Raw genomic sequence first — 12,155 nt, 5'->3', positions numbered from 1 at the left:
GAATTTTCGTTTTTCCATCGTACAAAATTATAGTTTTTGATTTATAATTGTGTCCGATTATTTAAGGGGTCAATACAGCAAGGGGTGCATATATCAAATCAAACTCGTGTTTATTCAATAGTGCCTGAAGCAAGAAACCGCATGAATACCGTGTTCATGTCTTTTAGTTTTTTAGGGACAGCGGCAGGTTCTGCCTTTGGGTTGTTTTTATGGCAATTTGGCGGATGGAAAGGGGTGAGCGTAGGATGCATGTTGTTATCGGCAGTAGCATTATCGATTTACGCGTATACCTATAAGTCAAAACGCACAGCCATAGAAAGAAAGTAGGAATGGATAAAAATTAATTTCGTAAATTTGCATTTCAATAAAAATCAGACAATAATGGAAAATGGAATATACGCTAAATTCAACACCGCTAAAGGTGCTATTTTAGTAAAACTAGAGCACGAATTGACACCGGGAACCGTAGGGAATTTTGTAGCACTTGCAGAAGGAAATATGGAAAATAAAGTTAAACCACAAGGGACAAAATTTTATGACGGTTTAAAATTTCATAGAGTAATTCCAGATTTTATGGTTCAAGGAGGATGTCCTCAAGGAACCGGAACTGGAGACCCAGGCTACAAATTCGATGATGAATTTCACCCAAGTTTGAAACACGATAGACCAGGAATATTGGCTATGGCTAATTCAGGACCTGGAACTAACGGATCTCAATTTTACATTACACACGTTCCAACTTCATGGTTAGACGGAAAACATACTGTTTTTGGACATGTTGTTGAAGGGCAGGATGTAGTTGACGCTATAGGTCAAGGGGACGTTTTAGAGACGTTAGAAATACTAAGAGTAGGAGATGAAGCTAAGAACTGGAATGCTATTGAAGCCTTTATTACTTTCAAAGGTGCACGCAACAAGCGTGATGCTGCATTGAAGGCAGATGCTGAAGCGGCTATGGAGAAGTTAGCTGCTGGTTTTGAAAAAACAGAAAGCGGATTGCGTTACCAATTCATTCAAAAAGGTGAAGGTAAGCAAGCTCAAGCAGGAAAAACAGTTTCTGTTCACTATGAAGGTTCATTAGAAAACGGAAAAGTTTTTGACTCTTCTTATCCAAGAAAAAAACCAATTGAATTCAAGTTAGGACAAGGTCAGGTAATTGAAGGATGGGATGAAGGTATCCAGTTGTTGAGAGTGGGTGATAAAGCACGTTTTGTTATTCCATCTGATTTAGGATACGGATCTCGTGGTGCTGGAGGAGCAATTCCACCAAACGCCACTTTGATTTTTGACGTAGAATTGATGGACGTTAAATAATATAAGTATTCAGTGATCTGTTTTTAGTGATCAGTTAACATAAATAAAAAAACCAAAGTGAAAGCTTTGGTTTTTTTATGCTCACTGCTCACTGCTCACTGCTCACTGCTCACTGCTCACTGCTCACTGCTCACTGCTCCCGTTTCCATTTAATATTACATCCAATGCTCGGTTTCTGTTCAGGATTTATTTTTCTGTTGTAAATTACGCCGTCAATAGCACCACGCAAATCGCTTCCGCTCAATGGTATTCCATTTCCGGGACGACTGTCGTCTAGTTGTCCACGATAAATTAACTTGTCTTGGTTGTCAAACAAAAAGAAATCGGGGGTGCAAGCCGCCTGATATGCTTTGGCAACTTCTTGTGTTTCATCATACAAATAGGGAAACTCAAAATTATTTTCAAAGGCAAATTCCGTCATCAACTCAGGTGAATCCTGAGGGTAATTTACCACATCGTTACTAGATATGGCAATAACACCAAGCCCTTGTACTCTATAATCATTGGCAATCATGACTACCTCCTCAATAACGTGAAGCACAAAGGGGCAGTGATTGCAGATAAACATAACCAACGTGCCTTCTTCACCTTTTAAATCAGCAAAAGAAAAAATCTCTTTTCCAGACGTCATGTTTTTCAGGAAAAATTCGGGAGCTTTTGTTCCTAATGCTAGCATAGTAGAGGCGGTTCGTGACATTATTTTATTTTTAAGTTTAAAGTATAAAGTTAAGGAAAAAGGATTGTTTTTTGTCTGAAAAAGTTAAATTTAGATTTTAAAAGACTGGATAAACTAAATATTAAATTGATATGGAAAATAACTTAACATGGCAAGAATTCGAAAAAGTAGCAATGCATGTGGGCACTATATTGGAAGTAAATGATTTTCCTGAAGCGAGAAAACCGGCTTACCAACTAACAATAGATTTTGGAAGTGTGATCGGCATCCGAAAAACTTCAGCACAAATCACTAAACGCTATTCCAAAGAAGATTTACTTCATCGCCAAATTGTTGCCGTAATCAATTTTCCTAAAAAGCAAATTGGTAAATTCATGAGTGAGTGTTTGGTTTTAGGAGCAGTTGGAGAAGGAGGTGATGTGATTTTACTGGCTCCTGATTTTAAAATCGAAAATGGATTGCGAATCGGGTAGTTTTTTATTTTAAACAATGAAATATAATTCCATTCGACGTCACTTTAAGATTCCCAATTGGTTTTCTTTTGTAATCTGCCAGATACTCATTTTAATTCTGGTTGTAAATCCTAGTTTTTCATATAATTTAACAGCGCCGACATTGGTTTTTGCTACGTGAAGAAAAGGTGTTTTGTTTTGTTCAAAAATGGCATTTACCGTATATGCAACTAGTTGTTTTGCATATCCTTTTCCAGTGTGTTCCGGATGCGTAATAACGGCACTCACTTCTGTAAACGCATCCATTTGCATGCGTTCGCCTGTTATGGCTACGAGTTTCTTATCCTTGAATATGCCGTAATAATTGCCTAAATCAGCCGTTTTCGATTTGAAGTATTCGGGATAGACAATTTTGACCAGTCCCAGAAGTGCTTCCCTATGGCTTTGGTTCAATTTTACAATTTCGTCAGTGTATGTAATAACAATCTTATGACGAATAATCATTTGAAGGCATAATAGTTCGTCTTTTAGCTTTAGTGAGTCTGGGATGCTCGGTTTTTCTCCGAATATAAAAAAGCTAGGTACTAATTTGGCATAGGCTAGTAAATCCTTTCCATTGTCATGGATTTCATTGAAAGCGCCAAAAGCACAATAATTAGGATTATAAAAGTGCGAGTTATTGTAAACTATAGCCAGTTTTTTATGATGTTCTGCCAAGGAATACCAAACGGGATTATCTAGTTTATGTTCTTCGTTCATTGTTGAATTCTAGTTGTTTAAAGGTCTTTGAGTTTTAAGTAATTATTTAATTCGGTAAACGCACTTGAAAATTACTCAATAGGTAAGCTATCAATCTGTCCCCATTCTGTCCATGAACCATCGTAAACTGCTTTTGGATTCTTGTTTCCAATCAGTTCGTAAGCTATCAAATCGATACATGCCGTCACGCCAGAGCCACAAGTAAATAGCAAAGGTTTGTCGTCTTGCGGCAGTATTCTTGCCAACTCTTCTTTAGGTAAAAATTTGCCTTCACTTAAAAGCCTGGTGTAAGGAATGTTGATGGATCCCGGAATATGTCCGCTTCGTAGTCCCGCTCGGGGTTCTTCGGTTTCTCCCAAAAAACGATTTTCTGATCTTGCGTCAATCAATGCGGCTTCTTTGGTTGCTATATTTTCTAAAATTTGCTCCTTGGTTTTGAACAGTTCTGGCTTGAATTTAGATTTGAAGTTACCTAAAGTATAAACTCGGTTTGCTGTTTTTTCAACTCCATAACCCTGCTTTGCCCATTCCGGTAGTCCGCCGTCCAAAACCCAGACGTTTTTATGCCCCATGATTTTAAACAACCACCAAGCCCTTGGACTCGAATAAATACCTAAACTGTCGTAAACGACGATTTTACTTTCGGTATTGACACCTAGTTTTATGGCTGCTTTTGCGAATTTTTCTGGACTAGGAAGGCTGTTAGGCAAGGTGTTTTCGGTATCGCTAAAATCGTTTTTGATGTCAAAATACCGAGCGCCCTTAATTTGGACATCCTGAAATTGGGGTTCCACTTTTGCTTGGTTTACTTGTTGGCTAGCATCGAGTATAATTAAATCTAGATCGTCAAGATGCTCATGAAGCCATTTTACGGATACGATGGTTTTTCCCATTTTATTTTTATTTTAAAGATATCATTTTAACACGTTTGTTCCATTTCCAGATTTCGATCCAAGCTACCGAAACGGTACTTACCAAAACACAGATTCCAATTTGAGGCAGCTTTAACGGTAGGACGGCAAAAAACTGGGCTATAGGAGTAACGTAAATAATCAATACGAGCATCAACAGTGTTGCAGAATTAGCAAATACCATCATATTATTCTTGTTTTTTAATGAAGTAAAGACGGAATAATAAAATGAGCGATTGACCATTGATAGGATAATGTTTGAAAAAACTAAAGTAGTAAAAACCATGGTTCGGGTTAAATTCTCGCCTCCGCCATTTTGCACTGTTAATTGATAGACAAATAATATTCCCATTGTTATCACAATTCCTTGTATAATACTTATCCCCATCTCTTTCAACGATAAGAAAGTGCTGCCTAACTGCCGAGGTTTTTGCAGCATACTGTTTTGTTCTTCAGGTTCATTTTCATATACAATAGAACACATGGGGCCCATAATCAGTTCTAGAAAAATAACATGTACGGGTGTGAAAATATCTGGATAAACCCAACCAAAAAATAAGGGTAGGGAAACCGTAAGGATAATGGGTATGTGTATGGAAACAATATATTGGACTGCTTTTTTTAGATTGGTATAAATGCGGCGCCCTGCTGCAACGGCCACTACCATTTTAGATAAGTCATCATCCACCAAAATTAAATCAGCAGCTGTTTTTGCGATTTCGGTTCCTTTTTTTCCCATGGCGATACCAATATGGGAAGCCTTTAGCGCTGGGCCGTCATTTACTCCGTCGCCAACCATCGCAACGATTTGCCGGTCTTTTTTTAGGGCATTCACAACGGCTAGTTTTGCATCTGGAAACATCCGGGTTAGAAGAGTAGTGCTATGAATTGCTTTTAGCATTTCGGAATTGTCAAGTTGCATGATCTGTTCTCCTTCCAAAATACTGTCCGTTTCTTTGATTCCTGCTTTTTCAGCAATGGCCCTTGTAGTAATACTGTTGTCTCCGGTTATCACTTTCACCTCAATTCCCGCATCATAAAATTGCTGTATCACATGTTCAATATTTGCTTTTGGAGGGTCATAGAAAACTACTAGTCCCACAAAAATGAAAGGAAGATCTTGTTGGTTTTTTGGGTATTCATTCCCTTTGTATTCAGAATAGCCTACGCCAAGTATACGGTAGCCTTTGGAAGCCAAAGTGTCTATTGTTTTGTGTATTCTCTCTTTTTCTTCAGGGTTAAGCTTACAGACCTTTATCATGGTTTCGGGTCCGCCTTTGGCGGCTATGATGCGCTCAGCTTCTTTGTTTTGAAATACATGTGTCATCATTGGTGGTTTTCCTTCGAGCGGATATTCATGCACCATAGAAAAGGCTCTTCTAACGTCAGTAGCTGTTATTTTTTCATACTCACGATGCAAACTTTTTTCCATCGGATCAAAAGCAACGGGTTCGCTCGCCCACATGGCAATTTCAATTACTTTTATAGCCTCTTCATTTTTCCAATCTTCCTGATTTTCATAAAGATGATCATTCTTGAAAGCATACACGGATTGCAGACTCATTTTGTTTTCAGTGATGGTTCCCGTTTTGTCGGTGCAAATAATCGTAGCACCCCCTAAGGTTTCCACTGTTCTAATTTTTTTGACGATAACTCCCTCTTTCATCAATCTCCAGGATCCCAAAGCCATAAAAGTAGTGAAAGCCACCGGAATCTCTTCTGGAAGGATAGACATGGCCAATGTCAGCCCTTTCAATAAACTATTTAACAGATCATGTGTTCGCCAAAAATAGACGGCCCAAACTAAAAGAAAAATAACAATGCCTATTATCGCCATCACTTTGACAAATTTTTCGATTTGTACTTGCAGCGGTGTTGCTTCTTCTTTAATGCTCAGTAAGGAGCTCCCTAGTTTTCCTATTTCAGTTTCAGAACCAATTTTATTTACCCTGTAAATCGCAAGCCCTGATGCTACGAGTGTTCCGCTATAAATAGTTTTATTTTCTGTTTTTTCAGATTTAAAAACGGCATAGGCTTCTCCGGTAAGTGCGGACTCATTTACCGAAAAATCATTGCTGTGAACGATTTCCCCATCAGCGTTGATGGTGTTGCCTTCTTTACCAATTACAAGATCATTGACAACAATTTCTTTAGTAGGAATTTTTTTTTCTACTCCATTTCTTAATACAGTGCTTAATGGTTCGTTCAATTTTTCTAAAGCTTCCAGTGCTTTGCGGCTGCGGTTGTCCTGATAAAAAGAAATTCCAGAAACAGCGATTATTGCAGCCAACATAAAATAGGCTTCATTGTATTGGCCTAAAATAAAATAAATGATGGCTACGGCAATCAATAACGACAACATCGGTTCTTTGAAAAGATCAAAAAGCGCTTTCCACCATCTGTATTTTTGTTTATGGATTTGTTCGTTATTACCAAATTTCCCCCTTGAGACCTTTACTTCAATATCGGTCAAGCCAATAATATTGTCGGGAATATTTATTTTTTTGGACATCAAAAGGAATTTGAGTGGTGATACCCAAATATAAGATTTTTAGTTTTAGTAAAAGTGCTGTTCTTTCGTGTTTTATAAATTAAAAAAAATATATTTTTTTGTAATTTAAATACCATTTATTTTGTTCAGAGGCCATAATAACAAAATTAAAACACTTCCTATTCCGTTGATCATAAAAGGTATATTTGACCTAAAGTGATGCCAAATAATTCCTGTCAAGGAGCTTGCCAACATGTCACAGACACTCTGAAAAGCAGAGAAATTCCCGATCGCTGTAGCCATGTCTTTCTTGTCTATGATAATACTTATGCAGGATTTCGAGACTCCTTCGTTCGCTGCGGCACAAATTCCGTAAGGGGCAAAAAAGTTTATGAAAACATAGATCTTGTTATTATCCCCCATTCCAATATAAACAATAGCAAAAATCCAGATGCTTCGGCTGATATTTTTTAAAATATAGGGATGGTTTGTTAGTATCCATATAAAGAAAAAGTCCGAAAATCAATTGATTTTCGGACTTTTTAAAGCTTATAGGTTACCGTATTTAAAACTATTCTTATTTTTCAGCTTCAGTTTTATCGGTTACTTTTTCTAGATCTTTAGTTTGATGGATAACCATTTGTGGAAAAGGAATTTCAATTCCTTCTTTGTCAAAGGCTACTTTTAATCTTTTACGAAGCTCTCCTGTAATCGCCCATTGCATGCTAGGTAATGTTTCGCCTAATATTTTTATCATAATGGAAGAATCTGCAAAATCATTCACGCGCAAAAACTGAGGGACAAGGATGATCGACTCTTTCCATAATGGATCTTGGGCCAGTTCAGTTCCAGTCCTGTTTATTACAGCGATGACATGTTCTAAATTCGAACTATATGCTACGCCCACATCTAGATTGATGCGTGAAAAGTCTTTAGAAAAATTAGATACTTTTTTTATTTCTCCATGTGGAATATGGTGAACTGTTCCATCAAGATCTCTTAAGGTCGTTTTTCTTAAGCTGATTTCTTGTACTGTACCGCTGGCGTTATCAAAACTCACCACATCACCGATGCGGTATTGGTTTTCAAGAATGATAAAAAGACCGGAAATGATATCCCGAATCAAGTATTGTCCTCCAAAACCGAATGCTAGTCCCACAATTCCTGCAGCAGCCAAGATTGGGGCAATCTCTACTCCAAATTCTTGAAGCACCATTAAGCCAGTAATAGTCAGCAATGCAATATTTGCTGTGGCATTAAAAATTTGGATTAAGGTATTTTCCCGTTTTTCTTCTGCCTCTTTAGAAGAAATTCCATCTGGTCTAACCGCAATTCGAACTGCTTTATCAATGAACGAAGTGATCACTTTATTAAGAATTAAAGCTCCTATAACTAGAACCACGATTTTGACTCCGCTTGTTAATAGCCAAGGGATAATTAGTTCGGCATATTCTTCTGTGTACTTCAATGCAATTTCGTTCATAAATAATGTGTTTTAATTAATAATTTTTGTAACATAAAAAATCCAAAAACCATATGATTTTTGGACTTTTTGATTTTGGTGTAAAGGGTTTGATCTAAAGATTAAATATCATCAAAATCAATATCAATAAAATTTGATATTTGTGATGCTTCTTCTTCAGTGTCCACTTTTTCAGTAGCATATTCTTTTTTAAAATCTTTTTGATGTCTCTCAGAGATTACTTCTTCACCTTTATGGTTCAAAACATATGAAGTCATGTCGCTAAGAATTTCTGAGAAAGCTGCAAAATCTTCTTTGTACAAATATATTTTATGTTTCTTGAAGTGGAATGATCCATCTTCTTCAGTAAATTTTTTGCTTTCGGTAATCGTAATATAATAATCATCCGCTTTTGTAGCTCTTACATCAAAGAAGTATGTTCTTCTTCCTGCACGTAAAACTTTAGAAAATATCTCTTCTTTTTCTAACATATCATTTTCTCTCATAATCGTTTCAGTCAGTTTATAGTTGTTAATTCGTAATCAAAAATCCTAAAAATATATGTATTAAACAACAATTAAAGTAATTCTTTTTCAGAAAGTTGTTTTAAATACAAGGAAGCGTAATAACCTGTCTGATTTATCAACTGGTTATGAGACCCTTGTTGGATAATTTTTCCGTCTTCCATAATGATGATCTTGTGCGCGTTTTTAGCGGACGATACTCTATGACTCACAATAATTGTTGTTTTGTCTTTGCAAATTTCATTTAGATTATTCAAAATGGCTTCTTCTGTTTCAGTATCAACCGCTGATAAACAGTCGTCAAACAGTAAAATTGGTGGGTTCTTAATGATTGCTCTCGCGATGGAAACTCTCTGTTTTTGACCTCCAGATAATGTTATTCCTCTTTCACCCAGAATAGTGTCATATTTTTTATTAAAGCCCTTGATGTTGTCATGTACAACTGAGTTCTTGGCGGCGGCAATTACCTCGTCCATACTGGCGTCTTCTTTGCCAAACTTAATGTTATTCTTGATCGAATCTGAAAATAAAAAGGCGTCTTGTGGCACGATTCCGATGCTGTTTCGTAAATCAAAAAGGTTTAATGTGCTGATCTCGTTATCGTCAATTTTGATTTGGCCTTCAGTTACATCATACAGTCGCGAAATTAAAGATAGAATAGTTGACTTTCCAGAACCTGTTTTTCCAAGTATGGCTAAAGTTTCTCCTTTTTTTACAGTAAAAGAAATGTTTTGAATTGCTTTTATGTTGGTGTCTTCATAAGTGTAGCTAACGTTGTCGAAAGAAATCGAGCCGTTTATGATCGACTGACCTAGGTTTTTGTTTTTTATTTCGGGTTCAATTTTGAGGAATTCATTAAGTCGTTTTTGTGATGCTTCTGCTTCTTGAACCATAGATGAAATCCAACCTAGTGACGCCACGGGCCAGGTAAGCATGTTGACGTATAAAATAAACTCGGCGATTGTACCGATACTTTCGATCCTTCCGTCAATGTACATTATCCCTCCAAAATAGATAACTACCAGATTACTTATCCCGATAAGGCCCAGCATTAGAGGCCCAAACAAAGATTGTACCTTGGCTAAATTCAAACTCTTCCTTTTACTCTCTTTAGCCAGATTCACCATGTTATTTTGGTGTTGGTCTTCTAACGAGTAGGCCTTAATTACGCGGATTCCAGAAAATATTTCCTGTGTAAAGCTGGATACTTTGGAAAGATATTGCTGGAAAACGGTACTTCTTTTGTTGATTTCCGAACTCAATTTATAAATTCCATAGGACAACAAAGGCAAGGGTAGTATGGTGTATAGCGTTAATCGAGGGGACACATTATACATGTAAGCAATAACAATTGCAAAGCGGATAATGGTATTTATAGTGTACATTACAGCTGGGCCAACATACATTCTCACCTTCGAAACATCTTCGCTAATGCGACTCATCAGATCACCGGTACGATTCTTTTTGTAGAAATTTTGGGATAGGTTTTCATATTGTCTGAACACCTCGTTTTTTAAATCAAATTCAATGTGTCGTGACATTACAATTAGAGTTTGTCTCATCAAAAAGGTAAGGAACCCTGCGATAATCGTGGTAGCAATAATCAATAATATATTAGAAGTCAACTCTTGGCGAATCACTGAGGTAGCAATGCTTTTGTCTTCAGAAAATGATTCGATTACCTTGAAAGATTTACCGATCAGTTTTGGGGTGAACAGCATGAAGATTTGCGCAATTATGGTAAATACTATTCCTAGTAAAAAGCTGTATTTATATTTGACGAAATATTTGTTTAAATAAAGTAATTCTTTCATTTTTTTAAGATATTCTGTATTGAAATAGTTTTTTGATTATCAATCGATTTTTAATAATTGTAAATGTTTACACTTTCTTTATAATTATCAAATCAGTACGTTTTATTTGTCTGCTTAAAAAAATATCATAAATCAGCTATTGTAAAAACTAACATTATGAGTAATGCTTTCACAACTGGAAAGGAAATTCAAAACACGGACTTCGCATTTGGACAATTATCTTCCTATGATTACCAATCAGATTTATTTTTTATGTGCAAAGATACAGGTTTAAAAGCAATTATTGGTATTCATAATCGGGTTATGGGACTTGCTTTGGGAGGAGCAAGAATGGATAATTATACTTGTGAATTGGCTTCCTAAGTTGCATGTCACTTCTTTCGCGGGGAATGACTTATAAATCAGTTATTACGGTTAATTGTTGGTTGTATAAAAGCTTTGATGTGGTATGCTGCGAATAATCATAAGAGACCAGAATATTTATTAAGTTATGTAAATTCGGATGTTTTTTATTAGGGAGGACTATTACTGCGGAAGATCTAGAAATAAAAACCGTCGGTATATACTGTGAGATGTTTGCTTCACTTAGGCTGCTAGGCATTGCGCAAAGCTTTGTCAATCAAAGTCGGATAGCTAGTGGCAGTTGTTTTACGAGATGTAGTATTCAGGGTTATTTTAAAGTAGTATCTGAATGCTGATCAATGAATACTTTAAAATAAGCAATTATATATTTTATTTTCAAGGATGAAATTCTTATTTTTGCAAAATAATTTAACAAAAGTTCTTACAAAGGTGGTAAATAGAAGACACATACGCGTTAAAGTCATGCAATCCATTTATGCGATGCATCAAAACGGTTCTGATAACTTAGAAAAGGAAGAAAAATTTCTTTTTTACAGTATCGACAATATTCAAGATTTATACCTTACCATGATTTCCTCCCTTTTGGAAATTTGTAAAAAAGAAACAGTGTTTCTGCATAAATCAAGTCTTAAGCATCTTGCAACTCCCGAAGAGCGCAAACCCAACGAAAAGTTTATTAAAAACAGTATTTTTCAAATTCTTGCTGAAAACAATTCTCTGAGTATTGCTATGGAGAGTCGTAAAATTGACGCTTGGGCCTTAAATGACGATTATATTTTGTTGTTGTTGAATGCCATAAAAGCGAGTAAGTTGTATACTGATTACATGAGTAATCCAAAGAGTTCTTTTGAAGAGGACAGACAGCTTATAGCCGATTTGTTTTTGGAAGTAATTGTGCCAAATGAAAAGCTATACGAATTCTTGGAAGATGATAAACTGACCTGGATTGATGACATTCCATTGGTCAACACTCATATCATGAAGCAGTTGAAAGCAATGAAGCCTATCATGGATGATAACTTCACAGTTCCTAAAGTGTACAAGGATAGCGAGGACAAGGCGTTCGTTAAAGACTTGTTTAGAAAAACAGTTTTAAACGAAGCTGAATTAGCAAAGGAATTTGTTGATAAAACGCCGGGCTGGGATAGTGATAGAATTGCTGAGGTGGATACCATTATTTTAAAAATGGCTATTTGTGAATTTTTAAAATTCCCCTCAATTCCTTTTAAAGTGACTTTAAATGAATATTTAGAACTCGCCAAAGAGTATTCTACGCCAAAAAGCAGTATTTTTATCAACGGTATTTTAGATAACTTAGTTAAAGAGCTAGAAGCCAATAAAAAAATGATTAAGACCGGTCGCGGATTAATGTAATAGTAATAAATAAAA

At 36.1% G+C, this 12,155-nt stretch carries 12 protein-coding genes and 1 pseudogene; 5 read left to right on the top strand and 8 right to left on the bottom strand.

Annotated elements, in window-relative coordinates; genetic code table 11:
• Window positions 1–78 precede the first annotated feature (78 nt).
• Both ACEN2H_RS06905 and ACEN2H_RS06900 read left to right on the top strand, forming a co-directional pair.
• Window positions 79–327: pseudogene (locus ACEN2H_RS06905) on the top strand (MFS transporter); the annotation flags it as partial.
• Between the two features lie 54 nt (window positions 328–381).
• Entirely contained in the window at window positions 382–1,314 is a 933-nt protein-coding gene (locus ACEN2H_RS06900) for a peptidylprolyl isomerase (protein ID WP_441731588.1), read from the top strand.
• 130 nt (window positions 1,315–1,444) lie between these two features.
• Here ACEN2H_RS06900 and ACEN2H_RS06895 read toward each other — a convergent pair whose 3' ends face one another.
• Window positions 1,445–2,011, bottom strand: a complete 567-nt coding sequence (locus ACEN2H_RS06895; protein WP_441731587.1) for a thioredoxin family protein — start codon at window positions 2,009–2,011, stop codon at window positions 1,445–1,447.
• Window positions 2,012–2,121: 110 nt separating this feature from the next.
• On the opposite strand from ACEN2H_RS06895, the gene ACEN2H_RS06890 reads away from it, so the two are divergent.
• On the top strand, window positions 2,122–2,463 hold the full coding sequence (locus ACEN2H_RS06890) for a tRNA-binding protein (RefSeq protein WP_441731586.1): 342 nt from the start codon (window positions 2,122–2,124) through the stop codon (window positions 2,461–2,463).
• Window positions 2,464–2,502: 39 nt separating this feature from the next.
• On the opposite strand, the gene ACEN2H_RS06885 is transcribed toward ACEN2H_RS06890, so the two are convergent.
• From ACEN2H_RS06885 to ACEN2H_RS06855, 7 genes are all read right to left on the bottom strand, one after another.
• On the bottom strand, window positions 2,503–3,201 hold the full coding sequence (locus ACEN2H_RS06885) for a GNAT family N-acetyltransferase (RefSeq protein ID WP_441731585.1): 699 nt from the start codon (window positions 3,199–3,201) through the stop codon (window positions 2,503–2,505).
• Window positions 3,202–3,272: 71 nt separating this feature from the next.
• Complete coding sequence (locus tag ACEN2H_RS06880; protein ID WP_441731584.1) at window positions 3,273–4,094, bottom strand: sulfurtransferase; 822 nt, start codon at window positions 4,092–4,094, stop codon at window positions 3,273–3,275.
• Window positions 4,095–4,101: 7 nt separating this feature from the next.
• The gene (locus ACEN2H_RS06875; protein ID WP_441731583.1) at window positions 4,102–6,624 is read right to left on the bottom strand and encodes a cation-translocating P-type ATPase; all 2,523 of its coding nucleotides are present in this window, start codon (window positions 6,622–6,624) and stop codon (window positions 4,102–4,104) included.
• 105 nt (window positions 6,625–6,729) lie between these two features.
• Window positions 6,730–7,026: a hypothetical protein gene (locus tag ACEN2H_RS06870; RefSeq protein ID WP_441731582.1), complete on the bottom strand. Its 297-nt coding sequence runs from the start codon at window positions 7,024–7,026 to the stop codon at window positions 6,730–6,732.
• 154 nt (window positions 7,027–7,180) lie between these two features.
• Complete coding sequence (locus tag ACEN2H_RS06865; protein ID WP_441731581.1) at window positions 7,181–8,086, bottom strand: mechanosensitive ion channel family protein; 906 nt, start codon at window positions 8,084–8,086, stop codon at window positions 7,181–7,183.
• A gap of 101 nt (window positions 8,087–8,187) precedes the next feature.
• A complete protein-coding gene (locus ACEN2H_RS06860) occupies window positions 8,188–8,571 on the bottom strand; it encodes a PUR family DNA/RNA-binding protein (RefSeq protein ID WP_441731580.1) in 384 nt (127 codons plus the stop codon).
• 71 nt (window positions 8,572–8,642) lie between these two features.
• Window positions 8,643–10,403 carry an ABC transporter ATP-binding protein gene (locus ACEN2H_RS06855; protein WP_441731579.1) on the bottom strand — a complete coding sequence of 587 codons (1,761 nt, stop codon included), beginning with the start codon at window positions 10,401–10,403 and terminating at the stop codon, window positions 8,643–8,645.
• Between the two features lie 156 nt (window positions 10,404–10,559).
• Here ACEN2H_RS06855 and ACEN2H_RS06850 point away from each other — a divergent pair, with 156 nt between their 5' ends.
• The gene (locus ACEN2H_RS06850; protein WP_441731578.1) at window positions 10,560–10,766 is read left to right on the top strand and encodes a hypothetical protein; all 207 of its coding nucleotides are present in this window, start codon (window positions 10,560–10,562) and stop codon (window positions 10,764–10,766) included.
• Between the two features lie 462 nt (window positions 10,767–11,228).
• Window positions 11,229–12,140 carry a transcription antitermination factor NusB gene (gene nusB, locus ACEN2H_RS06845; RefSeq protein WP_441731590.1) on the top strand — a complete coding sequence of 304 codons (912 nt, stop codon included), beginning with the start codon at window positions 11,229–11,231 and terminating at the stop codon, window positions 12,138–12,140.
• Window positions 12,141–12,155 lie beyond the last annotated feature (15 nt).

It is taken from the genome of Flavobacterium sp. W22_SRS_FP1 (genome assembly GCF_052113685.1).
GTDB lineage: Bacteria > Bacteroidota > Bacteroidia > Flavobacteriales > Flavobacteriaceae > Flavobacterium.
Note: the sequence above shows the minus strand (reverse complement) of the source record. Positions and strands in the feature narration are given on the sequence as shown.